This is a genomic window from Dyella marensis, from assembly GCF_049532885.1.
GTDB lineage: Bacteria > Pseudomonadota > Gammaproteobacteria > Xanthomonadales > Rhodanobacteraceae > Dyella_D > Dyella_D marensis.
In genome coordinates, this window is record NZ_CP064029.1 from 850,740 (window position 1) to 874,895 (window position 24,156).

General features: G+C 69.3%; 18 protein-coding genes. 12 read left to right on the forward strand and 6 right to left on the reverse strand.

Going from position 1 to position 24,156, the window contains the following annotated elements; genetic code table 11:
• Positions 1–70 precede the first annotated feature (70 nt).
• Both ISN75_RS03660 and pgmB read right to left on the reverse strand, forming a co-directional pair.
• Positions 71–2,617: a TonB-dependent receptor gene (locus ISN75_RS03660; protein ID WP_343819382.1), complete on the reverse strand. Its 2,547-nt coding sequence runs from the start codon at positions 2,615–2,617 to the stop codon at positions 71–73.
• Between the two features lie 62 nt (positions 2,618–2,679).
• A complete protein-coding gene (gene pgmB, locus ISN75_RS03665) occupies positions 2,680–5,760 on the reverse strand; it encodes a beta-phosphoglucomutase (RefSeq protein WP_343819381.1) in 3,081 nt (1,026 codons plus the stop codon).
• A gap of 357 nt (positions 5,761–6,117) precedes the next feature.
• On the opposite strand from pgmB, the gene ISN75_RS03670 reads away from it, so the two are divergent.
• The gene (locus ISN75_RS03670; protein ID WP_167252741.1) at positions 6,118–7,077 is read left to right on the forward strand and encodes a LacI family DNA-binding transcriptional regulator; all 960 of its coding nucleotides are present in this window, start codon (positions 6,118–6,120) and stop codon (positions 7,075–7,077) included.
• 91 nt (positions 7,078–7,168) lie between these two features.
• Here the strand turns inward: ISN75_RS03670 and ISN75_RS03675 are convergent, their stop codons facing one another.
• Positions 7,169–8,815 carry an ATP-binding protein gene (locus ISN75_RS03675; RefSeq protein WP_167252420.1) on the reverse strand — a complete coding sequence of 549 codons (1,647 nt, stop codon included), beginning with the start codon at positions 8,813–8,815 and terminating at the stop codon, positions 7,169–7,171.
• A 768-nt stretch (positions 8,816–9,583) separates the two neighbouring features.
• Here ISN75_RS03675 and sucC point away from each other — a divergent pair.
• The 6 genes from sucC (at position 9,584) to ISN75_RS03705 (ending at position 16,440) form a co-directional block, all read left to right on the forward strand.
• Entirely contained in the window at positions 9,584–10,744 is a 1,161-nt protein-coding gene (gene sucC, locus ISN75_RS03680; RefSeq protein ID WP_167252419.1) for an ADP-forming succinate--CoA ligase subunit beta, read from the forward strand.
• 13 nt (positions 10,745–10,757) lie between these two features.
• A complete protein-coding gene (gene sucD, locus ISN75_RS03685) occupies positions 10,758–11,633 on the forward strand; it encodes a succinate--CoA ligase subunit alpha (RefSeq protein WP_167252418.1) in 876 nt (291 codons plus the stop codon).
• A 247-nt stretch (positions 11,634–11,880) separates the two neighbouring features.
• The gene (locus tag ISN75_RS03690) at positions 11,881–12,396 is read left to right on the forward strand and encodes a Csu type fimbrial protein (RefSeq protein WP_168648098.1); all 516 of its coding nucleotides are present in this window, start codon (positions 11,881–11,883) and stop codon (positions 12,394–12,396) included.
• A gap of 4 nt (positions 12,397–12,400) precedes the next feature.
• Positions 12,401–13,120 (forward strand): molecular chaperone, encoded by a 720-nt coding sequence (locus ISN75_RS03695; protein WP_343819380.1) that lies wholly within the window; start codon positions 12,401–12,403, stop codon positions 13,118–13,120.
• 60 nt (positions 13,121–13,180) lie between these two features.
• Complete coding sequence (locus ISN75_RS03700) at positions 13,181–15,490, forward strand: fimbria/pilus outer membrane usher protein (protein ID WP_343819379.1); 2,310 nt, start codon at positions 13,181–13,183, stop codon at positions 15,488–15,490.
• Positions 15,487–16,440 carry a Csu type fimbrial protein gene (locus ISN75_RS03705; RefSeq protein ID WP_167252414.1) on the forward strand — a complete coding sequence of 318 codons (954 nt, stop codon included), beginning with the start codon at positions 15,487–15,489 and terminating at the stop codon, positions 16,438–16,440. Before ISN75_RS03700 ends, ISN75_RS03705 begins: the two co-directional genes overlap by 4 nt.
• Here the strand turns inward: ISN75_RS03705 and ISN75_RS03710 are convergent.
• Together ISN75_RS03710 and ISN75_RS03715 are read right to left on the reverse strand one after the other, a co-directional pair.
• Positions 16,437–16,688 (reverse strand): hypothetical protein, encoded by a 252-nt coding sequence (locus ISN75_RS03710; protein WP_343819378.1) that lies wholly within the window; start codon positions 16,686–16,688, stop codon positions 16,437–16,439. The genes ISN75_RS03705 and ISN75_RS03710 overlap by 4 nt on opposite strands.
• A 54-nt stretch (positions 16,689–16,742) precedes the next feature.
• Positions 16,743–17,651: a LysR family transcriptional regulator ArgP gene (locus tag ISN75_RS03715; protein WP_343819377.1), complete on the reverse strand. Its 909-nt coding sequence runs from the start codon at positions 17,649–17,651 to the stop codon at positions 16,743–16,745.
• A gap of 295 nt (positions 17,652–17,946) precedes the next feature.
• Between ISN75_RS03715 and ISN75_RS03720 the strand changes: the two genes are divergently transcribed.
• From ISN75_RS03720 to ISN75_RS03730, 3 genes are all read left to right on the forward strand, one after another.
• Complete coding sequence (locus ISN75_RS03720; RefSeq protein WP_343819376.1) at positions 17,947–18,564, forward strand: LysE/ArgO family amino acid transporter; 618 nt, start codon at positions 17,947–17,949, stop codon at positions 18,562–18,564.
• Between the two features lie 62 nt (positions 18,565–18,626).
• Positions 18,627–20,258 (forward strand): NAD+ synthase, encoded by a 1,632-nt coding sequence (locus tag ISN75_RS03725; protein ID WP_343819375.1) that lies wholly within the window; start codon positions 18,627–18,629, stop codon positions 20,256–20,258.
• Positions 20,259–20,575: 317 nt separating this feature from the next.
• Positions 20,576–21,346 (forward strand): GNAT family N-acetyltransferase, encoded by a 771-nt coding sequence (locus tag ISN75_RS03730; protein WP_343819374.1) that lies wholly within the window; start codon positions 20,576–20,578, stop codon positions 21,344–21,346.
• An 82-nt stretch (positions 21,347–21,428) separates the two neighbouring features.
• On the opposite strand, the gene ISN75_RS03735 is transcribed toward ISN75_RS03730, so the two are convergent.
• Positions 21,429–22,268 carry an outer membrane protein assembly factor BamD gene (locus ISN75_RS03735; protein ID WP_167252408.1) on the reverse strand — a complete coding sequence of 280 codons (840 nt, stop codon included), beginning with the start codon at positions 22,266–22,268 and terminating at the stop codon, positions 21,429–21,431.
• A 70-nt stretch (positions 22,269–22,338) separates the two neighbouring features.
• On the opposite strand from ISN75_RS03735, the gene rluD reads away from it, so the two are divergent.
• Both rluD and pgeF read left to right on the forward strand, forming a co-directional pair.
• Positions 22,339–23,316 carry a 23S rRNA pseudouridine(1911/1915/1917) synthase RluD gene (rluD, locus tag ISN75_RS03740; protein WP_167252407.1) on the forward strand — a complete coding sequence of 326 codons (978 nt, stop codon included), beginning with the start codon at positions 22,339–22,341 and terminating at the stop codon, positions 23,314–23,316.
• Positions 23,306–24,043: a peptidoglycan editing factor PgeF gene (gene pgeF / locus ISN75_RS03745; protein WP_343819373.1), complete on the forward strand. Its 738-nt coding sequence runs from the start codon at positions 23,306–23,308 to the stop codon at positions 24,041–24,043. The genes rluD and pgeF overlap by 11 nt, the downstream gene beginning before the upstream one ends.
• Positions 24,044–24,156 lie beyond the last annotated feature (113 nt).

Here is a 24,156-nt window from a genome sequence, read left to right on the forward strand (position 1 = left end):
GGTCATACGGCAAAAAAGGGCGGTCCGGGTTGTCGCGCGCCCGGACCGCCTTCAGGGAAAAACGAAAGCATCAGAAGTTGTACTTGACCTGGAAATTCACCTCGCGCCCTTCCAGCGGACGCGCCAGGATCACGCCGCCCGCGCCGGCCGCCGAGCCGAAGATACGCGAGTTGCTCTCGGTCAGGCCCAGTTCGTTGGTGATGTTGGTGCCCTGCAGGCGCAGTTCCCAGTGGTCCTGCACATTGGCCACCACGCCGAAATCGAGCGTGTCGTACGAGCCCAGCTGCTGCAGGCCGGACAGGTCCTGGGTGTGGTCGCCGACGTGGGTGTAGGTCACGAAGGCGGTGATGTCGCCCCACGGGAACAGGAAGCGGTAGCTCGGCGTGAACATGTAGCGGACCTTCGGCTGGCGCTGCAGCTGCTTGCCGTTGATGAAGGCGCAGCCGTTGCCCGCTACCTGGTTGACGTAGGGAATGCAGGCCGAATAGTGCGAGTAGTGGCCGTCCAGATAATTGGCCACCACCGCCAGCTTCAGGTTGTCGATGGGCATCACCGCGCCGCTGAGGTTGATGCCCTTCGAATCCGAACCGTACAGCAGCTGCGCGCCCACCGGCGCACCGGCCGCATTGGTCGGCTGGTAGGGCAGGCCGTTGAACTGGCGGTGGTACACGCTGATGTCGGCGTACAGCAGCTTGGACTGGTATTTGAAGCCGGCTTCGAAGTTCTGCACCTTCTGCAGCGGCGGCGTGTTGCCGGTGGTGTTGCCGCGCAGCGCGTTGTCGAAGTCGCCGAAATGCACGCCCTTGTTGACGCGGCCGTACACGCTCATGTTGTCGGCCAGCTCGTAGTTGGCGCCGACCGTCCACGAGGTATGCGTCTTGTCGTACTTGGTGGTGGCGAAGGTGCCGTCGCACACCGGCACCGCGTTGTCGTACAGCGTGGCATTGTTGCCGTCCAGGTTCACGTTGTGCAGGTTGCACACGTGCACGGTGGAGTCCTGGTTCTCCAGGCGCGCGGACACGTCGAAGATCCAGCGGTCGAGCTTCCACACGTCGGACAGATAGAACGCCTTGTTGGTGGAAGTGCCGTTCTCGGCGATGTTGTACGCGCCGTAGTCGAGGAAGCCCTGGTAGTCGGTGACCTGGTCGCCGTTGGCGGCGACGACCTTGATCGGGCGCGCGTTCGGCGTGTTGGTCATCAGCATCTGGTTGCCCAGCGCCCACTTGTCGTTCATGGTGTAGTGCGCCAGGTACAGGCCGGCGGTGAGCGTATTGCCTTCGAACAGTTCCTTGCTCAGGCGGAAATCGTTGTTCATGTTCTTCAGGCGCTTGTGGATGTACCACCAGCCCTGGTGGATCACGCTCTGGTTCGGATCCACCACGCCGCCGCCGTTGATATAGGTGGCGGTGGCGCCCGGCGCGATCTGCAGGCCGCCGAGATCCTTGGAGGTGGTGTACAGCGTGCCGTTGAGCGTGTCCGGATTGGAGCCGGAGAACAGGGCATTGGTGTCCATGTCGCCCTGGTCGATCAGGAACTTGTCGGAGATGCTCCAGCCGCCGTCCAGGTCGTAGTCGAAGTTGCCGCCGAAGAAGCGCATCTTCGCGCCGCGGCCATTGGCCAGGTTGGCGCTGGTGCCGCCGCCCGGATACCCCGGCAGATTGACGTGCTGGATGTACTTGCTGTTGTAGGTGTCGGTCAACGGATCGAAGCCCGGATAGGCCGAGAAATTGTCGCTGCCGTGCTGCAGCAGCGGGATCGGCGTGATGAACTGGTTGCGGTCGTTGAGCACGCGCGTCCACAGCACCAGCGAGCCTTTCTCCATGGTGTGCGAGAGAGTGGCGGTGAACTGGCCGCCCTTGTCCGCGGCGAACTGCGGATCGCGCACGCCATCGGACTTGCGCCAGAAGCCGCCCACGCTGCCGAACCAGTCGTCGGCCACCTTGAAGCCGAGGAAGCCGTCGGCGCGCCACAGGCCTTCGTTGCCGTAGGTGAGGCCGATGCTGCCCGAGGGCTTGGCCGTGCCCTGCTTCAGCATGAAGTTGGCGGTGGCGCCGATCTGGCCGTCGCCGAACACCACGGACGGGCCGCCCTGCAGGATTTCCACGCGCTCGACGGTGTCGTCGAGGCGGAACATCGAGGTGGTTTCCATGAACGACAGCGTGGGCATGCCGTACAGCGGCGAGCCCATGATCTGCGTGGTGAAGTAGGGCGCATCGCCGCCGCCCGGGAAGCCGGCGATCTCGATGTTCGCGCCGGTCTGGCCGCCGGTGGATTCCGGCCACAGGCCGGGCGAGATCTTCAGAAGGTCCGCGGTGCTCTTCGGATTGGCCTGCTTGATCGCCTCGGCGTCGGCCGCGGTGATCGAGTACGCGGCGTCGATCTTGCGGATGCCGCCGATGGTCGGCGTACCGGTGACCACCACCTGTTCCAGCGTCTTGGTGTCCTTCTTGCCCTGCGGCGGCGCCGGAGCCGGCGGCGCGGGCGGCGCCGGGGGCTGCTGCTGTGCGTTGGACGATGCGCTGTTCGGCGCCGTGTCCTGCGCGTGCGCGGTGCCGAGCATTAGCGCCGCGGCGATGGCCGCGGCGAGCAACTGTCGAGTGATGCCTTGGCGATGCATGGTCGAACCTCCCCACCCATGTTGTCGGGCTTTATGTGGCGAAATCGCTGGCCGCTTCCCCTTCAGGCGGCGTGCGACGCTTCTTCACTGCTGATGAAATCCTCGATGCGGAACGCGCTCAGTCCCGGCAGCACGGTGTCCGCCTGGGCCAGCGCGGCTGGCTGGCCGATGCCGACGGCGGCCATGCCGGCGGCGTGGATGCTGGCGACGCCCGCCGCGGCGTCTTCCACGCCCAGGCAGGCGGCGGGCGCCACGCCCAGGCCCGCGGCCGCGGCCAGGAAGATCTCCGGGTCCGGCTTGGAGCGCTGGATCCGCGCGGCGTCCACGATGTAGTCGAACAGGTGCGCCACGCCCAGCCGCTCCAGCAGCAGCGGCGCGTTGCGGCTGGCCGAGGCCAGGCCGACCTTGAGGCCGGCGGCGCGCACCGCGGCGATCGCCTCGCGCGCGCCGGGCAGCAGCTGGTCCGGGCCGAAGCGCTGGATCTGTTCGCGGTAGTAGTCGTTCTTGCGTTCGCCGAGCGCGTGTTTTTCTTCGTCGCTGTAGGTGCGGCCGGCGCGTTCCAGCAGGATTTCCAGCGAGCCCATGCGGTCGACGCCCTTCAGGCGCTCGCCGATCGAAGCGTCGAACGGCAGGCCCGCTTCTTCGGCCAGGCGGCGCCACGCGGCGTCGTGCACCACGGCGGTGTCGGCGATCACGCCGTCGAGGTCGAAGATCACGGCGGCGAGCGGCGGCTGCGCGCCGCGGCCCGGCGTGGCGCCGGCGCGCGGCAACTGCAGCGTTTCGCCCGCATGCAAGGTGTATGCGCGGCCGTCGTGGCGGAAGCTGAGCGCATCGCCGCGCGGCAGCGTGTAGCGCACGCCGGAGCCGTCCACTTCCACACGCAGCTGCGCGCCGCCCCAGCGCAGGCCGAAGCGGTAGCCGTGCCAGGCGGCGGGCAGGCTTGGCGAAAGCGCGGGCTGGCCGTCGATCACGCGGAAACCGCCGAAGCCCCATTGCAGGCCCAGCCAGCTGCCGGCCATCGCGGCCATGTGCACGCCGTGCGCGGCGTTGCCGTGCGAGTCGTCCAGGTCCACCCGCAGGCTGTCCTGGAAATAGCGCCAGGCCTTGCCGGCCAGGCCCACTTCCGCCGCGATCACGCCGAAGGTGGAGGCGGACAAGGTGGAGTCGTGCACGGTCACGCCTTCGTAGTAGTCGAAGTTGCGCCGCTTGGCTGCGCGATCGACGCCGTCGCCGGCCAGCATCAGGGCCAGCAAGGTGTCGGCCTGCTTGCACACCTGGTGGCGATAGATGGTCAGCGGATGCAGGCGCAGCAGCAGCGGATGCTTGCCTTCGCCCGGCTTGGCGGCCAGGTGCGCGGGCAGGCGCGGGCGCTCGAGAAAACCGTCGTCCTGCGCGAACACGCCCAGGCGCGGGTCTTCCTGCAGATACATGGCGTCGGCGGCGCGGCGCCATTGCGCCACTTCGTCCTCGCCCAGGCCGATACGCGCGCACAGCGCGGCGTAGGCCACCGGCGCGGCGCCGGCCATCCACAGCGCGGTGTCGGCGGCGTCGCGCAGATGCCGCTGCGCCATGCGGTTGGTGTAGTGGTTGTTGTCGACCAGGGCGGAGTATTCGTCCGGCCCGGTCACTTCGTGGATGCAGAACGCGCCGCCGCGGCGCGCGTTGAAATGGCCGATGTCCAGCCACACCCGCGCGGTCTCGAACAGGATCTCGGCGCCGTGGTCGCGCAGGAAATCGGTGTCGCCGCTGGCATCCACGTACAGGCGGATCGCCCAGGCGATGGCCGCATTGATGTGGTACTGCGCCGAGCCGCCGGGGTAATAAGCCGAACACTCGTCGCCGCTGATCGTGCGCCAGGCGTACAAGGCGCCGCGCGGATGATTGAGTTCGCGCGCATGCAGGCGCGAGCGCTCCAGGATGCGGTGGCGGTACAGCAGCATGCCGCGCGCCAGTTCCGGCGCGACGGTGGCGAGCACCGGCAGGATGAAAGCCTCGGCATCCCAGAAGTAGTGGCCCTCGTAGCCTTCGCCGGTAAGCCCCTTGGCCGCCGCGCTGCCGTGGCCGTCGCGGCAGCTGGACTGGAACAGGTGGAACAGGTTGAAGCGCAGCGCCTGTTCGGTGGCGGCGTCGCCGTCGATGGCCAGATCCGCGGCGTCCCACAGCGGGGCCAGCGCCTGGCGCTGGCGTTCCAGCAGGTTGGCGTAGCCGAGGTGGGTGGCGGCGGCCAGGATGCTGCGCGTGCGGGCGAGCAGGGCTTCGTCCGCATCGTCGCCGTGCGGTTCGGTCCAGGCGTAGGCGACGTATTTTTCCAGCGTCACCGCCTGGCCCGGCGCGAGCGCGCCGGTATAGGTCTGCACCACGCCGTGCTGGGCGAGGTTGGCGAGGTGGCAGTCCAGGCTGCCGTCCTGTGCGCGGTGCGTCTGCGCGCAGGCCAGGCGGATGCCGCTGTGGGTGCTGCGCTGGGTGACCCAGGCGACGTCGGCTTCGGCCGCGGCGTCGACGGTGTGCAGGCCGCCGTCCAGGCGCGTGCCGATGCGCGGGTCGTCGCCCTGTTCGGCGGCGTCGCGGGCGGTGCTGATCGAGGATTCGAGGGTGATCGGGCCGCTGTAGTCCAGCGAACGCACGCGGTAGCGCAGCGCCAGCAGGCCGGGTTCGTCGAGGCTGACGATGCGCTGGGCTTCGATCTCCAGTGTTTCGCCCGCCGGCGAGCGCCAGCGCAGGAAGCGGCGGTAGCAGCCGTCGCGCAGTTCCAGGCGGCGTTCGAAATCCAGCCATTCGCCCTCGCTCAGCCGCACCGGCACGTCGCCCAGGCGCAGCTGGATGCGGGTGGCGTCCGCCACCGGAATGCGCGTGTCGGTACTGGCGGCGAAGCCGGGGAAGCGCTCGTGGTAGTCGATCGGCGTACGTTCCCACGCCGCCGACAGAAAACTGGCCTGGCTGGGGCTGTCGCCTTCTTCCAGCCCGCCGCGCACGCCCAGCGCGCCGTTGGCCAGGGCGAACAGGCTTTCGTCCTGCGCGAAGCCGGCCGGGTCGGTGCCGCGGCGGATCAGCGTCCAGGGATCCGGCACGCCGGCGGCACCCACCACGGAGGTGGGCACGACGTTGACGGCCGCGGCGGGCGCGGTGGCAAGACGGTCGAGCATGAAGTCCCCAGCAATCTTTTGGTTGTTCTCGGCGGGGCGCCTGCGGGCGCTGCCGGTCCGTTGGGGGCGGAGCTTCGCAGCAAATGATATCGATATCAAGATATCGATATCATTTGCTGCGGCGCGGAATCACGCGGCTTTGAGCCGGGCTGCCGCAGCCTCGCCGGCGGCATCGCGGACAGGCGGGAGCGGGACAGCGTCTCGGCCATCCGTTGGACGCACCGGGCGCAAATCGACACACTGCGCGCTGCTGCGGACGCGCAATCCCTGGAGCACAGCGATGGAAGTGGCCGAGGTCCGGTCGTGAGTCGAAGCAAACGAAAACCTCCACGAGCGGGCACGCCGGCCAACCTCACCATGGCCGACCTGGCCAAGCTGGCCGGGGTCTCCAAGATCACCGTCTCGCGCGCGCTCAGCGACAGTCCGCTGGTCAACCGCGAAACCCGCGAGCGCATCCAGGACCTGGCGCGCGAGCAGGGCTACAAGCTCAACGTCAGCGCGCGCAACCTGCGCCTGCGCCGCAGCCACACGGTGGCGGTGATCGTGGAGATGAAGCCCAGCAACGACCGCACCATGTTCGACCCCTACCCGCTGATGCTGCTGGGCGGCATCTCGCAGGAGCTCACCGCCGCCGGCTACAGCGTGCTGCTGACCACCCGCCAGGGCGCCAGCGCCGCGGCGGTGCAGGCCGCCGACGGCATGATCCTGCTCGGCCAGGGCGTGCGGCAGGACGCGGTGCGCCGTTTCGACAAGCTCGGCCTGCCGATGGTGGTGTGGGGCGCGCAGGGCGACCACGACGACCACGTGGTGGTGGGCAGCGACAACCGCCAGGGCGGCCGCGCGGTGGCCGCGCATTTCATCGGGCTGGGGCGGCGCAATCCGGTTTTCGTCGGCAATCCCGGGCATCCGGAAATCTTCGAGCGCCTGAGCGGCTTCGTCGATGCGCTGGCCGAGCACGGCGTGAAGCCGCTGCTGATCCGCCGCGACGAATTCACTCTCGCCTCCGGCATGGATGCGGTGCAGTCATTGGCCGCGCGCCACGTGACGTTCGATGCGCTGTTCGCCTGCAGCGACCTGTTGGCGATGGGCGCGGTGCGCGCGCTGCAGGAACTGGGCCGCCGCGTGCCGCGCGATGTCTCCGTGGTGGGCTACGATGACATGCCGCTGGCGGCCAGCTTCCAGCCGCCGTTGAGCTCCGTGCGCCAGGACTGGCAGGAAGGCGGCAGCCTGCTCGCGCGCAAGATGCTGGCGATGATCCACGACGAGGCCGCGCAATCCGAAGTGCTGCCGGTGAGCCTGATCGTCCGCGCGACGTAGTCGACGTAGGTTGGGGTGAGCGCAGCGAACCCCAACAATGCGATGCGTTTGAAGGTGGCGATGTTGGGGTTCGCCTGCGGCTCACCCCAACCTACGCCGCCGCGATGGCATCGCTGCCCGGCACCCGCGCGGGCGGGGTCAGCACCAGGCGGAAACAGCTGCCGCCGCCGGCCACGCGCACGTATTCCAGCGAGGACTGGTTCGCCTCGGCCATCTGGCGCGCCAGGTACAGCCCCAGCCCCGTGCCGTATTCGTGCGTGGTGTAGAACGGCTCGAAAATCTGCGCGGCGACCTTCGGCGCAATGCCGGGGCCGCGGTCGATCACTTCGAGGATCGGCACCGCGTGCTCGCCGTGGCGCGCCACCACCATCACCCGTGCCGGCTCGCCCGGCATGCGCCCGTAGCGCAGCGCGTTCTGCACCAGGTTCCACACCACTTGCTGCAGCTGCTGCGGATCGGCCACCGCGGCCACCGGCTCGCTGCCGTTGCTGATCACCCGCAAGGTGTCGTTGCCCAGGTCGTTGCCCTGGCGGTATTCCTCGACGAAGTTCTCGGCCCAGCGGCCCAGGTCCAGCGTTTCCGGGCGCGAGCGCTCGCGCCGCGACAGCTGCAGGATGTTCTCGATGATGTCGTTCAGGCGCACGCAGTGGTTGTTGATGATCTCCACCATGCGCAGGTCGGTGCCGCCGAGGTCGCGCGACTCGGCCAGCAGCTGCGCCGAATAGCGGATCGCCGCCAGCGGGTTGCGGATCTCGTGCGCGATCGAGGCGGAGAGGCGGCCCAGCGAGCTGAGCGTGAGTTCCTCGGCGCGGCGCGAGACCAGCGAGGTGTCGTCCAGAAAGATCAGCACCAGCGCGTCGTCGTTCGGCGCCAGCCGGCTGAAGCGCGGGATCACCTCCGGCACGCCGTCGGCGAGCTGGGTGGCGGTCTCATCGAGCTTGCCCGAGGTGGTCCAGTGGTACAGGCGGCGCGAGAGCTCCGGCGCCACGCGGCCGAGGTCGCGCTGGTCGGCGCTGGGGTTGCCCAGCAGCATCCAGGCCGATTCGTTGATCTGGTGGATGTGGTTGGCGTCGTCCACCAGCATCACGCCGGTCTTCATGCGGCGGATGATCAGCTCGTTGACCTGGGCCAGGTTGGCCAGGTCGATGCTGCGCTGCTCGGCCAGCGCCTCGCTGGCGCGCAGCTGGCGGCTCAGCACGTAGCACAGCATGGTGATGGCGAAATAGGCCAGGCCGAACAGGCCGGCCTCCAGCAGCTGGCGGTCGGCTACGCCGGCGTCGCCCTGCGGGTTCAGCAGCGAATGGCCGAGCATGCCCAAGGTGGCCAGCGCGGCGAAGAACAGCGCCAGGCGCAGCGGCAGCAGCAGGGCGCCGGCGGCCAGGTTCACCGCCAGCATCATGGCGATGCCGATGCGCGCGTCCTGCATGGCCCCGGTGGCCAGCACGGCGGCGACGATATCGATCACCAGCGAGGCCGAGGTGACCAGCCGGGTCCACGGCATGGTGCGCCGGGTCAGCGCGGCCACCGCGATGGCGAAGCCCAGGAAGCACAGCGCCACCACGCGGGCGGCGTCCGTGTCGTTCAGGTGCGGCCAGCCCAGGGCGGGCGGGCTGAAGGCCAGGCCGGCATAGACCAGGGCCTGCGCCAGCCGGAAGTAGTTGAGGAAGAACAGCTCGTGGCGCACGGCCTCGGTGGCGGCGCGGGAGGGGGCGAAGGCGGGCGGCGCGGTATGGGGCACGGGGCCTGGCACTCTCGGCGGGCGGGTCGGTGCGCAGTATAGGTGCGACTCAGGTCAATCCTCAGTTCTGACGTTCAAGTCCTTCTCCCGCCGGGAGTTCGCGGGAACGGCGTAGCGGTGCACGTCACGCTTGCGCTCCGCCCGACCCCTCACCCTGCCCTCTCCCCGGAGGGGAGAGGGGTGATGGCGTGAGGTAGGCAGGAACGAAAAGCAAAAGCTGGCCCCGGTCGCTGAACGTCCTCTCGGCCACGGCACGTTGAAGCACCCGCTACGCAAACGCACTGTGGTTTCGTGTAGACCCAGGTTAATCAAGTTACCGCAGCCGCCCACCGCTCCTTCTAGTCGCGTCGCGAGCCTTTGCTCTTAGGCCATTCTCTCTTTGGTTACTTTCTCTTTGGGCCAGCAAAGAGAAAGTGACTCGGGCGCCGGCAGGCGTCCGAAATGCCCGCTGCATAAGCGGCCAAATCGCGACAACCACACCTAGTCGCTACTGGATCCCGGCCTACCCCGGGATGACCGAGCAAAAGCGGATTCCGCCCCCCTCCCACCCCCTCCCCCGGCGGAAAAGGGGCATTACATTGCCATCCCGCCCGCCTTCCGCGAAAATACCGGGCCGTATTGCGCGGTTTTCGCCATGTCGAGACATGGCGGCGCACTGCAACCCCCGGTAGCGCCTGCATTCGACGCCGTCGCCGTCCGTCCCCCTCAAGCCCGTCCGGTCTTCCCCGCACGGGCGCCATGTTTTTCCCCGTTCGCTCGAGGTATCGAATGAATTTCCACGAGTACCAGGCCAAAGAACTGTTCGCGAAGTACGGCATCGCCGTGCCCCCGGGCAAGGTCGCCAACTCTCCCGATGCCGCTGTCGACGCCGCCAAGCACCTTGGTGGTTCGCAGTGGATGGTCAAAGCTCAGATCCACGCAGGCGGCCGCGGCAAGGCCGGCGGCGTGAAGTTCTGCAAGAGCCTCGATGACGTGCGCGCAGCGGCCAAGGGCATGCTGGGCACCCACATGGAGACCTACCAGTCCGCCGGCCGCGCGCTGCCGGTGAACCTGGTGCTGGTCACCGACGCCACCAACATCGCCAAGGAGCTGTACCTGTCGATCCTGGTGGACCGCGACACCAAGTCCGTGTCCTTCATCGCCTCCAAGCACGGCGGCGTGGACATCGAGCAGGTGGCCAAGGACACCCCGGAAGACATCCACACCATCGTGGTGGACTTCGTGGAAGGCCTGCAGCCGTACCAGTGCCGCCAGCTCGGCTTCGCCATGGACCTCAACGCCAAGCAGGTCGGCCAGCTGACCAAGATCATGCTGGGCCTGTACAAGCTGTTCAACGAGAAGGACCTGGCCCTGGTCGAGCTGAACCCGCTGGCCATCCTCGAGGACGGCAACCTCGCCGCGCTCGACGGCAAGGTCAACTCCGACGACAACGCCGAATTCCGCCACGCCGACCTGGCCGCCATGCGCGACCTGAGCCAGGAAGACGCGGCCGAGGCGGCTGCCGTGCAGCACAACCTCAACTACGTGACCATGGACGGCACCATCGGCTGCATGGTCAACGGCGCGGGCCTGGCCATGGCCACCATGGACGTGATCAAGCTGGCGGGCGGCGAGCCGGCCAACTTCCTCGACGTCGGCGGCGGCGCCACCAAGGAGCGCGTGACCGAGGCGTTCAAGCTGATCACCTCCTCCGACAAGGTGAAGGCCATACTGGTCAACATCTTCGGCGGCATCGTTCGTTGCGACATGATCGCCGAGGGCATCATCGCGGCCGTGAAGGAAGTGGGCCTGAAGATCCCCGTGGTGGTGCGCCTGCAGGGCACCAACGTGGAGCTGGGCCGCGAGCTGCTGGCCAACTCCGGCCTGGCGATCACGCCGGCCGACGATCTCAACGACGCGGCGCAGAAAGCCGTGGCCGCCGCGAAGTGAGGAGCAATCGAGCATGAGCGTTCTCGTCAACAAGAACACCAAGGTGATCGTGCAGGGCTTCACCGGCCAGCAGGGCACCTTCCACGCGCAGCAGGCGCTGGACTACGGCACCAAGGTCGTCGGCGGCGTCACCCCGGGCAAGGGCGGCAGCGAGCACATCGGCCTGCCGGTCTTCAACAGCGTGGCCGAAGCGGTCGACGACACCGGCGCCGACGCCTCGGTGATCTTCGTGCCGCCGCCGTTCGCGGCCGACTCGATCCTCGAAGCGATCGACGCCGGCATCAAGGTGATCGTGGCCATCACCGAGGGCATCCCGGTGCTGGACATGCTGCGCGTCAAGAACGTGCTGGCGCAGCATCCGGAAACCGTGCTGATCGGGCCGAACTGCCCCGGCATCATCACCCCGGGCGAGTGCAAGATCGGCATCATGCCGGGCCACATCCACCAGCCGGGCAAGGTCGGCATCGTGTCGCGCTCCGGCACACTCACCTATGAAGCCGTGTTCCAGACCACCAACGAAGGCCTGGGCCAGTCCACCTGCATCGGCATCGGCGGCGACCCGATCAACGGCCTGAACTTCATCGACTGCCTGAAGCTGTTCCAGGACGACCCGCAGACCGAAGGCATCATCATGGTCGGCGAGATCGGCGGCAGCGCCGAGGAAGACGCCGCCGAGTTCATCGGCGAGTACGTGACCAAGCCGGTGGTGTCCTTCATCGCCGGCGCCTCGGCTCCGGCCGGCAAGCGCATGGGCCACGCCGGCGCGATCATCTCCGGCGGCAAGGGCACGGCCGCGGCGAAGTTCGCTGCGCTGGAGAAGGCGGGCGTCACCACGGTGAAGTCCCCGGCCGACCTGGGCAAGACCCTGGCGGGGCTGCTGAAGAAGTAAGTCATCCTTGCTTAAGTCATCCTTGATGGGTGGCGAAAAAGGCCGCGGTTTCCGCGGCCTTTTTCTTTTGGGGCACGGGGAACAGGGATCGGGGAACGGGGAAGGCGGGGTTCCCCGATCCCTGCTCCCCGATCCCCGGCATTTGACTAAACGTTTGGTTCGGGTCTACACATAGCGCCGCGCACGCCCGGGACGGCGGCACCGCCCGGACAGCACTCGCATCGCTCACGTACCTCAGGGGGTCGTCATGAAGCGCTCGCAGCAGCTGTGTTCCGCCTTGATCCTTGCCGGGGCCGCCTCCGCGGCACCCGCCGCCGTCTACAACAACGGCACCAGCCCCGCGGTCTTTACCGTCTCGCTCACGCTGCAGGCCAACTGCACCATCGGCGCCAGCGCGCTGGCCTTCGGCAGCTACGGCGTGCTGGGTTCGGCCATCAACCAGCAGACTACGGTGCAGGTGACCTGCACCAACACCACGCCCTACAACGTGGGCCTGGATGCGGGCGGGGTGAGCGGCTCCACCGTGGCCGCGCGGCTGATGGCCGGCACCACCGCCGGCAATACCAGCACCACCGTCGGCTTTCAGCTCTATCAGGACGCCGGCCACAGCACGATCTGGGGCAATACGCAGGGGACGGATACCGTCGCCGGCACCGGCAGCGGCTCGGCCCAGTCGATCAATGTCTACGGCCAGGTGCCCGCCCAGGCCACGCCGAAGCCGGACACCTACCAGACCACCGTCACCGCCACGGTCTATTTCTGAGGCCATGCGGCGCCTGACCGCCGCCGCGCTGGCTGCCGGCGCCGCCCTGGCGGCGCACGCCTCGTCGCTGCAGATCTCGCCGGTGACGGTGGAGCTGCCGCCCGGCCAGAACGCCTCCGCCCTGACCCTGCGCAACCCGGGCAAGGAGCCGGTCTACGGCCAGGTACGCGTGTTCCGCTGGGACCAGGCGCCGGACGACGACCGCCTGGAACCCAGCGATGACCTGGTCGCCAGCCCGCCCTTGATCCGCATCGAGCCGCAGGGCGAGCAGTTGGTGCGGTTGGTGCGCCGCGACGGCTCCGCCGTGGCGGAAGAGCGCTACTACCGCGTGCTGGTCGACGAGGTGCCCAACCTGGACGCCGCGCCCGGCAACGGCGTGAACATCCGCCTGCGCTATTCCGTGCCCGTGTTCCTCGAACCCGCCGGCGCGCCCGCGCTGCCCAAGCTCAGCTGGGAGCTGCGCCGCCAAGGCGCGCAATGGCAGCTGCGCGTAAGCAATACGGGCGGACGCCGCGCCCAGCTCGCCGCCGTGCGGGTGGTGGGCGCCGACGGCGCGGCGCAGGAAATCAACCCGGGCTTGCTCGGCTACGTGCTGGCGGGGAGGACGCGGCAATGGACGATCGCGCTGGACGACAAGCTGGCGGCCCACGGGCCGCTGAAGCTCCGCGCCAACCTCAACGCCCAGCCCATCGAGACGGAGCTGAGCGTCGCCGCGCGGCCATGACGCATGCATCCGGCGCGCTGCCCCGATGGAACGGCGCGAACGGATGAACGCCGGACGGGCGTGGGCCGCTGCCTCCTTTGCTGCGCACTGGCCCTGGCGCTGCCGGCGCGGGCCGACGATCTGCCGCTGCCCGCCGCGCTCGACATGGCGCAACCGCAGGAGGTCTTCCTCGACGTGATCCTCAACGGCCAGCCCAGCGGACGGATCCTGCGCTTTCGCGCCACCGGCGAGCGCCTGGCCTGCGACGCGGCGGAACTCTCCTCGCTGGGGCTGGACCCCGCACGCCTGGGCCGCACCGGCGAGGTGCCGCTGGACGACGTGCCCGGCCTGTCCTACCACTACGACGCCGCCACCCAGCGGGTGGAACTGACCGCCGCCGACAGCCTGCGCCTGCCCTTCGTGGCCGACGCGCGCCAGCTCGGCCGCACGCCGCCGGCGCAGAGCGGGCGCGGCCTGCTGATCAACTACGACGCCTACGTGCAGAGCGGCAGCGACGCGCGCCTGGCGCTGTGGTCGGAGCTGCGCTACTTCGCGCCCTCCGGCGTGTTCGATAACACCGGCACGTACTACGACGGCGGCGGCCAGCACCGCTACCTGCGCTACGACACTGCGTGGACGCGCTCGGACCCGGCCACCACCAGCGTGCTGCAGCTCGGCGACAGCATCACCTCCGCGCTCAACTGGTCGCGTCCCGTGCGCTTCGCCGGCGTGCAGTGGCGCAGCGATTTCGGCCTGCGGCCGGACCTGATCACTTTTCCGCTGCCGTCGCTGGGCGGCTCGGCGGCGGTGCCGTCGGCGGTAGACCTGTACGTCAACAACGTGCGGCGCGCCAGCGTGGACGTGCCCAGCGGCCCGTTCGTGCTGAACCAGGCGCCGGGCATCAGCGGCGCGGGCCAGGCCACGCTGGTGACACGCGATGCGCTGGGCCGCACGGTGACCACCGCGCTGCCGCTGTATATCGATGCGCGCATGCTCGCCGAAGGGCTGGACAGCTACGGCGTCGAGGCGGGTTTCGTGCGGCGGCGCTATGGGCTGGCTTCGTTCGATTACGCCTCGCATCCTTCCGCCAGCGGTTCGTGGCGGCACGGCGTGAGCGATGCGTTCACTGTCGAAGTGCATGGCGAAGCGAGCGCGGGCCTGGCCAATGCCGGCGGCGGCGCGCTGGTGCGGCTCGGGCAGGCCGGCGTGCTGAGCGGTTCGCTGTCCTTGAGCGGCGGCCGCGAGACGGGACGGCAGGCCAGCTTCGGCTACCAGTGGATCCGGCCCGACGTGGCGATCGATGCGGAACTGACCGAGCGCACGCCGGACTACGCCGACCTCGCCTCGCGCGAAGGTGCGCCCGCGCCGCGGCGGCTGGCGCGGTTCACCGTGTCGCTGCCGTTCGCGCCGGGCCAGAACGTGGCGCTCAGCTATATCGCCCTGCGTTCGCCGGGTGCCTCGCCTTCGCGCATCGGCGCACTGACCTGGATCTGGTCGGTGGCGCGCTGGGCTTCGCTCAACCTGAGCGCCTACCGCGACTTCGCGCGGCCTTCGTCCCAGGGCGCGTTTCTCAGCCTCAATCTCTCGCTGGACGGGCGCATCACGGCCAGCGCGCTCGGCGGCAGCCAGGGCGGCCAGCCGTATCGCAACCTGCAGGCGCTGCGTCCGGCCGACTACAGCGGCGGCTGGGGCTGGGGCGTGCAGGACGGGCGCAGCGGCGGGCTGAACTTCCGCCAGGCGCAGCTGCAATACCTGGGCAGCGCGGGCCAGCTCACCGCGCTGGTGCAGGACACCGATGGCCATCGCACCGCCTCGCTCGATGCCTACGGCGCCCTGGTCTGGATGGACGGCAGCCTGCAGCCGGCGCGCCGCATCTACGACGGCTTCGCCCTGGTCTCCACCGACGGCGTGCCCGGCGTGCCGGTGCTGCACGAAAACCGCCCGATCGGCCGCACCGACCAGGGCGGCCATCTGCTGGTGCCGGATCTCAACGCTTACCAGGCGAACCGCCTGGCCATCGACAGCCTGTCGCTGCCGGCCGATACGCAGGTGGATTCGGTCGCCCAGGACGTGGTGCCGCAGGCCCGTTCGGGCGTGCTCGCGCATTTCCCGCTGTCGCGCTATGCGGCGGCGTCGATCGTGCTGGTGGATGGGACCGGCCAGCCCTTGCCGGCGGGCACGCGCGTGCATCATGCGGAAAGCGGCATGGACACCGTGGTGGGTTACGACGGCATCACCTTCGTCAGCGGCCTGCGCGAGCGCAACCGGCTGCAGCTCGACGGCGATGGCTGGCATTGCGCCGTGGCCTTCGACTACCGCCGCCCGGCGGACGGCTCGCTGCCGCGCATCGGGCCGCTGAGCTGCCCGAAGCAGCCGGAGTCCGCGCGATGACGCGCTGGCTTGCCTTGCTGCTGTTCGGCTGCGCTCTGGCGTGGTGCGGTGCTTCGCGCGCGCAGACCTGCACCGCCACGCCGAGCAATCTCGACTTCGGCAACGTCAACCCGATCGCCGGCGCCGCGGTGGCGCGCACCGGCACCATCAATGTCACCTGCAACTGGACGCTGATCTCGCTGCAGCCCAATGCGCTGGTTTGCCTCAATCTGAGCACCGCGACCACGCGCGCCATGGCCAACGGCGCCAGCACCATGCAGTACGGCCTGTTCCAGGACGCGGGCAATACGCAGACCTGGGGCTCCACCGTCAGCGGCAATACGCCGATCTCGGTATCCATCGCCAAGCCGCTGATCGGCACCGCGGGCAATGCAACGGTGAACTACTACGGCCAGATCACCGCCGGCCAGACCACGGTGCCCACCACCGGCAATGCGAGCACGGTGTACAGCCAGAGCTTCAATGCGGAGACGGTGCTGTCCTACGGCTACTACCTGCTGACGGCGCCGAGCTGCGCTTCGCTCAGTTCGGCCGGAAGCTTTCCGTTCACCGTCAGCGCGACGGTGACCAACAACTGCAATATCAGCGCGACCAACCTCAGCTTCGGCACCGCCGGCCTGATCGGCGCGGGCATCAATGCGACCAGCAGCCTGAGCGTGACCTGCACCAATAACGACGCCTGGCGCATCTCGATCAACGGCGGCGGCAGCGGCAACGTGGCGGCGCGCGTGATGCAGCGGACGGGCGGGGGAGGTTCCGTCAACTACCAGTTGTATACCGACAGCGCGCGCACCCTGGCCTGGGGCGACGGCACCGGCGGCACCACGCGCGCCACCGGCACCGGCACGGGGCTGGCGCAAAGCGTCACGGTGTACGGGCGCGTGCCGTCGCAGGCGACGCCGAGGCCCGGGAGCTACGGCGATACGGTGACGGCGACGATCGAGTTCTAGAAGGTTATTTCCCAGCGGGCCGGCGCGAGGCGGCGCGTCGACGAAGGCGCGCGCTTGGGATCGTTTGCCTGCACGCGGTACGGGGAATCCAGCGCGCAGTTCACCACCGGCGGCTCGCGTTCCTGTCCGCGGCGGTCGATCCGGCAGCTTTCCTGGATGGTGAGGCTGACCTCGAGCGTGGTGGATTCGGTGGCGGCAAGGCTGGCGCAGGGCAACAGCAGCAGGGCGAGCAGGAGCGGACGGGGCATGCGGTGGAGACGTGATGGGATCTCTCTCCTTGATCGGCGGAGCCGGCCCGTTCTTTAAGCGCCGTCGCGCTGGCGCAGCTGTTTGGCGGCGGTGGCGAGCAGGGCGGCGGTGAGCCGCTCCAGTGTGGCCGAGCGCACCGACCAGTGCTGCCAGTACAGCGGCACGTCCAGCCAGCGCCCGGGCGCGATGGCCTGCACGGTGCCCTCGCGCAGCGGTTTGCGCAGCATCGATTCCGGCGCCATGCACCAGCCCAGGTCCAGCCCCGCGGCATCGACGAAGCCGGTGGAGGAGGGCAGGTAGTGGGTAGGCGGGGCCAGCCGGGCGCGGGTGATCTTGCGGATGAAGCGCCGCTGCAGCGCGTCCTTGCGGTTGAACACCACCATCGGCGCGCTGCCCAGCGCGGCGGCATCCACGCCATGCGCGAAGTGGCGCGCCACGAACCTGGGCGAGGCGATCGGCAGGTAGCGCATCGCGCCCAGCGGACGCGCGGCGCAGCCCTGCACCGGATGCGCGTCGGCGGTGATCGCGCCGAGCACGCTGCCGTCGCGCAGCAGGTCCAGCGAGTGGTCCTGGTCTTCCACCCGCACGTCGAACAGCAGGCCGTGGCGTTCGTGCAGCGTGGCCAGCGCGCCGAGGAACCAGGTGGCCAGCGAATCTGCGTTCACCGCGATGGCCAGCGTGGCCGGCGCCTGGTCCGCCGCGCGCTCCACCGCGAAGGCCTGCAGGGTTTCCGCTTCCAGCAGCTGCATCTGCTGCACGCTGCGCAGCAGGTGTTCGCCGGCGGCGGTGGCGCGGCAGGGCGCCTGGCGCAGGATCAGCACCTGGCCCAGCCGGTCCTCCAGCGCCTTGATGCGCTGGGACACCGCCGATGGCGTCACCGACAGCCGCCGCGCGGCGCCTTCGAAACTGCCTTCGCCGAGCACGGCGGCGAAGGCGGCGAGCTGGGGATTGAGCAGGGTCATGGGGATTCCACGATGAAGCAAATCTAATCAAAGGTAAGTTGATTTAGTTTTACTGAAATGCAGGTTGGCCGCATCCTGGACTCAATCCCCAAGCTGGAACCCTTCTCCCTCCGGCGACCCGAAGGTAGTCCCCGTGGGAGAGAAGGTGGCGGCAGCCGGATGAGGGTTCGGGCGGAGCGGGGCGCCTCGCTCCGCCCGAACCCTCACCCCCACCCCTTACCCCCACCCCTCTCCCGGAGGGAGAGGGGCTCACGTCGCGGCATCTCTCTCGCTAACGCACCAACACAGGTACCCCATGCACACCTCCGCTTATCTAGCGGGCCTCGCCGCCGGCGCAGGCCTGATCATCGCCATCGGCGCACAGAACGCCTTCGTGCTGCGCCAGGGCCTGCAGCGCCGGCACGTCGGGCCGGTGGTGCTGGTGTGCATCGTGGCCGACGCGGCGCTGATCCTGCTCGGCGTGGCCGGCATGGGCCTGCTGGTGAAGGAGATGCCCGCGCTGCTGCAGGTGCTGCGCTATGCCGGCGCGGCCTTCCTGCTCGCCTATGGCGCCCTGGCATTGCGCCGCGCCTGGAACGGCGAGAGCGGCCTGCAGCCGTCGGAAGACGGCTCCGCCGGCCGCCGCCGCGCACTGCTGGCCTGCCTGGCCTTCACCCTGCTCAATCCGCACGTCTATCTCGACACGGTGGTGCTGCTGGGCAGCCTGTCCACGCATTACGAAGGCGCGGGGCGCTGGTCGTTCGCGGGCGGCGCGTGCACGGCCAGCGTGCTGTGGTTCACCGCGCTGGGCTATGGCGCGCGCGCACTGCTGCCGGTGTTCCGCAGCCCCATGGCGTGGCGCGTGTTCGACGTGCTGGTGGCGGCTTTCATGGTGACACTGGCGGTGCTGCTGCTGACCCGGCCGCTGGGTTGACCCGCGCCGGCGGGGAAGGGCTGCGAGTATCATGAGCGGCCATTCCCCATGGATTCCCAGGCATGACCACCCTGCGCCTCGCCCTCGCCCAGTTCGATTTTCCGGTAGGGGCGGTCGCCGCCAATGCGGCCCGCGTGGGCGACCTGCTGGCGCAGGCGCGCGACGGCGGGGCCGACCTGGTGGTGTATCCGGAGCTCACCCTGAGCGGCTATCCGCCGGAAGACCTGCTGCTGCGCCCCAGCTTCCTGGCCGCCTGCGACAGCGAGCTGCACGCGCTGGCCGCCGCCACCAACGGCGTGGCCGCGCTGGTCGGCCATCCGCACAGCGAGGGCGAGGTGTACAACGCCGCCAGCCTGCTGCGCGAAGGGCGCATCGAACTGACCGCGCACAAGCAGGCACTGCCGAACTACGGCGTGTTCGACGACAAGCGCTACTTCCGGCCCGGCCACGAGACCGCGGTGAGCACCATCGAAGGCGTCACCGTCGGCCTGCTGATCTGCGAGGACATCTGGCAGCCGGAAGCCGCCGCGCAGGCCGCGCGTGCCGGCGCCGAACTCATCGTCGTGATCAATGCCTCGCCGTGGGACGGCGCCAAGCAGGCCGAGCGCGAAGCGGTGCTGCGCGCCCGCGCGCAGGAAACCGGCTGCGCCATCGTCTATCTCAACCTGGTCGGCGGGCAGGACGAAGTCGTGTATGACGGCGGCTCGCTGCTGGTCAACGGCGACGGCAGCATCGCCGCGCGCGCGCCGGCGTTTACCGAAGCCCTGCTATGGGCGGATTTCGACGCGCAGTCGCGCACGCTCCGTGCCGACGCCTGGCCCGCGCGGCTGGACGACGCGCCGGAAGCCACGCTGTACGCCGCGCTGGTGCGCGGCATCCGCGACTACATCGAGAAGAACGGCTTCGGCGGCGTGCTGCTGGGCCTGTCCGGCGGCATCGATTCGGCGCTCACGCTGGCGCTGGCCGTCGATGCGCTCGGGCCGCAGCGCGTGACCGCGGTGATGATGCCTTCGCGCTACACCTCGCAGCTGTCGCTGGACGGCGCGCGCGCGCAGGCTGAGCAGCTGGGCGTCGAGTACCACATCATTCCGATCGAGCAGACCTTCCAGAGTTTCATCGAGGCGCTGACGCCCGCCTTCGGCGGCAAGCCGGCGGACCTCACCGAAGAGAACCTGCAGTCGCGCACCCGTGGCGCCATGCTGATGGCGCTGAGCAACAAGCACGGCCGCCTGCTGCTGGCCACCGGCAACAAGAGCGAGATGGCGGTGGGCTACGCCACGCTGTACGGCGACATGTGCGGTGCCTATGCGCCGCTGAAGGACGTCTACAAGACCGTGGTCTACCGCCTGTCGCGCTGGCGCAATGCGGATGCCGAGCGCTTCGGCGGCGGCGAGGTGATTCCGCCGGCGGTGATCGAGCGTCCGCCGTCGGCCGAGCTGCGCGACAACCAGACCGACCAGGATTCGCTGCCGCCGTACGACGAGCTCGATGCGATTCTCGAGCGCTTTATCGAAGGCGAGCTGTCGCAGGCCGAGATCGCCGCGCAGGGTTTCCACTGCGACACCGTGCGCCGCGTGGTGCGGCTGGTGCTGCTCAACGAATTCAAGCGCCGGCAGTCGGCGCCGGGGCCGCGCGTGACCACGCGTGCGTTCGGGCGCGAGCGTCGTTATCCGATTACATCCGGGTGGCGTTGAGGCTCACCCAGCTGTCGATGTCACGTTTTTGCATCCTGCGCTTGACAGCGCAGGGCAGTCTTTGGAACGATCCGCGGCCTTCCGGAAATGGAGGTGCGCCATGATTGTCATCGCCTCACGCAAGTCCGCCGTCGCCGCTGCCGCGCAGATCGCTGCCTGCTGACGCCGTCCACCGGTTTTCTCCGCTGGACCGTTCACTTTAGTTCGTTCTGACGGCCGCGCTGGCGGCCCCCGCATCCGTACCCGAGCCTGGCGGTTCGGGCGATCCGGCATGTCCTGTCGCTGCCCGCGCCGGGACGAGACTGAGTACTCAATCCATGACAATGCATGACCGCACGGCGCTCAGCCGTGTCTCCGCCTATCTGCGCGCCCGCATGGCGCTGCAGCAGGGCAACCGTTGCCTGCAACCGTTCCACGTCACGCTCGATGCGGCGAGCAGCGAACCCGGATGGAACTACGCCACGCCGGTGGACGGCGCCGCGCCGAATGCGCACGAACTGGCCTCGCTGATCGACCTGTTCGACCGCAAGCAGCGCAAGCCGCGCCTGGAATACATCCACGACATGGCCCCCGAGGTGCTGCCGCGCCTGCTCGACGCCGGCTTCTTCCGCGAGGAGCCGCTGGCGCTGATGACCTGCACGCCCGACAGCCTGGCCGCCGATGGCGATCTCGACGGCGTGGAGTGGCTGCTGGCCGAACGCGAGCACGAACTGCACGCGGCAGCCGAGGTGCAGAACGCCGCCTACGGCGTATCCGGCACCTGCGCGGCCGACGTGGAGCGGCTGGCCGGCGTGGTGGAAAAGGGCGGCGCGGTCGCCCTGGCCCGCTGCCGCGACAGCGGCGATGCGCTCGGCGCGGGGCTGTATTCGCCCCCGCTGGAGGGTGTTACCGAGATCGCGGCGATCGGCGTGCGCGAGGACGCGCGCGGCCGCGGCATCGGCGGCGCGGTCACCGCGCTGCTGGCGGACCACGCGTTCGTGCAGGGCGTGAGCTTGCCGTTCCTGATGACGGCGGCCGGCAACGAACACCGCGTGTATGCGCGGGCCGGGTTCCATCGTTTCGGCGAGTTGATCGGTGTAACGCGGTGAGCGGCCGCGCAAACGAAAACGCCACGGCGCTGGCCGTGGCGTTTTCGGATGCGGGGGTTGATCCCGGCTTTGGCGATGCGGCTTAGTGGTGGCCGGAGAACGGCACCATCTTGCGCAGCGTGGACGGGGCGTGCGGCCACTTCTCGTCCGTCAGGTAGGGGTGGTTCGGGTAGTTCAGCGCCAGCACCTTGCGGGTCTGCTCGGCCAGCTGCGGACGCTCCAGGCCGATGTAGCTGCGGGTGAGGATGGCCAGCGCGTCGCCGGTCTGCGGCGCCTGCTGGTAGTGCTCGATCACGTACTGGGCGCGGTCGGCCGAGGCGATGTAGGCCTTGCGGCGCAGGTAGAACTCGGCCACGTTGACCTCGAACTGGGCCAGCACGTTGCGCAGGTAGATCATGCGCTGGCGGGCGTCGGCCGAGTAGGCGCTGTCCGGGAAGCGGCGGGTCAGCTCGGAGAAGTCGTCGAAGGCCTGCAGGTTGTAGCCCTGGTCGCGGCGGGCCTGGCTCTCGGTGCGCTGGAACACGCGCTCGATAAAGCCGCCGGTGCGATCGAAATTGATCAGGCCGCGCAGGTAATAGGCATAATCCACATGCTTGTGGGTCGGATACGTCTTGATGAAGCGGTTGACCGTGGAGTAGGCGTCGTCCGGCTGGTTGTCCTTGTACTGCGAATAGGCCAGGTCAAGCTGGGCCTGTTCGTTGAAGTCGCCGGACGGGAAGCGCGCGATCAGTCGCTGGTAGGCCTTGGTCGCGGCGGCGTAGTCGGAATGGACCAGGGAGTCGTGCGCGGTGCTGTACAGCTTCTCCACCGGCATGGTGTCGATGGTTTCCTTCTTGCTCCGGAACATGGAGCACGCGCTCATCGTGGCGACGACGGCGAGCACCACCAGTACTTTGAAGACCTGCAGCTTGGTTACGCGCATGGGAAAGGGTTCAGATGTTTGATCGAAAAGGGATGATAGCCGAAACCACCGGAAACCCGGGCGGCCGGCCATGACGACCATCCGCCACGAGGCCACCGTGCCGCTGTCGGCAGCCGGGTGGCGCTTCGACCGGGCCTTGGCCGAGATGTTCCCGGACTACTCGCGATCCCGCCTGGCGGCGTGGATCAAGGCCGGGGCGGTGACCCTGGACGGCGCCGCCGCGCCCCCGCGCCACCTGCTGCGCGGCGGCGAGCAGGTGCGGCTGGAGGCGGAGCTTGCGGCCGAGGTCGAGCTGGAACCGGAAGATATCGCGCTGGAGGTGGTCCACCAGGACGAGCACCTGCTGGTGCTGAACAAGCCGGCCGGCCTGGTGGTCCACCCCGGCGCCGGCAATGCGGCCGGCACTTTGCTGAACGCCTTGCTGCACCACGACCCCAAGCTGGCCGAGCTGCCGCGCGGGGGCATCGTGCACCGCCTGGACAAGGACACCTCCGGCCTGATGGTGGTGGCCCGCTCGCTGGCGGCCCATACCGCCCTGGTCGACATGCTGTCCCGCCACGAGGTGGAGCGGCAGTACGAGGCCGTGGTGATGGGCCTGCTGGTGGCCGGCGGCACGGTGGACGCGCCGATCGGCCGCCATATGGGCGACCGCCTGCGCCAGGCCGTGCGCGACGAGGAGGACGGCAAGCGCGCCGTCACCCACTACCGCCTGCGCGAACGCTTCCGCGCCCATGCCCTGCTGCAATGCAGCCTGGAGACCGGCCGCACCCACCAGATCCGCGTGCACATGGCGCATATCGGCCACCCCCTGGTCGGCGACCCGCTGTACGGCGGCGGCCTGCGCCTGCCCAAGGGCGCCTCGCCCGAGCTGGTGGCGGCGCTGCGCGGCTTCCGCCGCCAGGCCCTGCATGCGGAGCGGCTGGCCTTCGAGCACCCGGTCAGCGGCGAGCCGCTGTCGTTCACGGCCGCGCGGCCGGCGGACCTGGACGCGCTGATCAACACCCTGCGCGAGGATGCCGCCCACGCGGATCCTTACGATGACTACTGAGGGCTGGCTGCGCCCGGACTGGCCGGCGCCGGCCGGCGTGCATGCGGCGGTGAGCACCCGCGACGTGCCCGGCGCCTCGGCATCCCCGTTCGAGCGCTTCAACCTCGGCAGCCGCTGCGGCGACGCGGCCGAGGCGGTAGCCGCCAACCGGGCGGCGCTGGCATCCATGCTCGACTTGCCGGCGCCGCCGCGCTGGCTGCGGCAGGTGCATGGCATCGCGGTGGCCGACACCGGCGCGCAAGACGAGCCGGAAGCGGATGCCGCGGTGACCCGCACGCGCGGCGAGCCGCTGGCCATCCTCACCGCCGATTGCCTGCCGGTGCTGTTCTGCGCGGTGGATGGCGGCGAAGTCGCCGCGGCTCATGCCGGTTGGCGCGGCCTCGCGGCCGGTGTGCTGGAGGCGACGCTGGGGCATCTGCGCGCCCGGCCCGGCGCAGTGATGGCGTGGCTGGGGCCGTGCATCGGTGCGGCTTCGTACGAAGTCGGTGCGGAAGTGCGCGAGGCCTTTATCGCCGACGATGCGGGTGCCGGAGCCTGCTTCGTTCCGACCCGTCCGGGCCACTGGCTGTGCGACCTCGCGGGACTGGCGCGCCGCCGGCTGGAGCGCGCCGGCGTTTGCGCCATCTACGGCGGCGGCTTCGACACCCTGGCCGATCCGCGCTTCTACTCGTACCGCCGCGACGCCGCACGCAGCGGCCGCTTCGCCACGCTGATCTGGCTGGCGTAGCGCGCTTCTGCCCCCTCTCCCCAACGGGGAGAGGGTTGGGGTGAGGGGGACCTACGGAGCGTAGAAGCGGGATGGGAAAAGCGGGCGACGCTTCGTCGATCTGTTGCGGCAAG

Bases quoted from the DNA above. Each gene is read 5' to 3' on its own strand.
- ISN75_RS03695 (WP_343819380.1), top strand. From the start codon at position 12,401: ATGCGGCGCCTGACCGCCGCCGCGCTGGCTGCCGGCGCCGCCCTGGCG.
- ISN75_RS03660 (WP_343819382.1), bottom strand. From the start codon at position 2,617: ATGCATCGCCAAGGCATCACTCGACAGTTGCTCGCCGCGGCCATCGCC.
- pgmB (WP_343819381.1), bottom strand. From the start codon at position 5,760: ATGCTCGACCGTCTTGCCACCGCGCCCGCCGCGGCCGTCAACGTCGTG.
- ISN75_RS03670 (WP_167252741.1), top strand. From the start codon at position 6,118: ATGGCCGACCTGGCCAAGCTGGCCGGGGTCTCCAAGATCACCGTCTCG.
- ISN75_RS03725 (WP_343819375.1), top strand. From the start codon at position 18,627: ATGACCACCCTGCGCCTCGCCCTCGCCCAGTTCGATTTTCCGGTAGGG.
- rluD (WP_167252407.1), top strand. From the start codon at position 22,339: ATGACGACCATCCGCCACGAGGCCACCGTGCCGCTGTCGGCAGCCGGG.
- ISN75_RS03715 (WP_343819377.1), bottom strand. From the start codon at position 17,651: ATGACCCTGCTCAATCCCCAGCTCGCCGCCTTCGCCGCCGTGCTCGGC.
- ISN75_RS03705 (WP_167252414.1), top strand. From the start codon at position 15,487: ATGACGCGCTGGCTTGCCTTGCTGCTGTTCGGCTGCGCTCTGGCGTGG.
- ISN75_RS03730 (WP_343819374.1), top strand. From the start codon at position 20,576: ATGACAATGCATGACCGCACGGCGCTCAGCCGTGTCTCCGCCTATCTG.
- ISN75_RS03710 (WP_343819378.1), bottom strand. From the start codon at position 16,688: ATGCCCCGTCCGCTCCTGCTCGCCCTGCTGCTGTTGCCCTGCGCCAGC.
- ISN75_RS03720 (WP_343819376.1), top strand. From the start codon at position 17,947: ATGCACACCTCCGCTTATCTAGCGGGCCTCGCCGCCGGCGCAGGCCTG.
- pgeF (WP_343819373.1), top strand. From the start codon at position 23,306: ATGACTACTGAGGGCTGGCTGCGCCCGGACTGGCCGGCGCCGGCCGGC.
- sucD (WP_167252418.1), top strand. From the start codon at position 10,758: ATGAGCGTTCTCGTCAACAAGAACACCAAGGTGATCGTGCAGGGCTTC.
- ISN75_RS03735 (WP_167252408.1), bottom strand. From the start codon at position 22,268: ATGCGCGTAACCAAGCTGCAGGTCTTCAAAGTACTGGTGGTGCTCGCC.
- sucC (WP_167252419.1), top strand. From the start codon at position 9,584: ATGAATTTCCACGAGTACCAGGCCAAAGAACTGTTCGCGAAGTACGGC.
- ISN75_RS03690 (WP_168648098.1), top strand. From the start codon at position 11,881: ATGAAGCGCTCGCAGCAGCTGTGTTCCGCCTTGATCCTTGCCGGGGCC.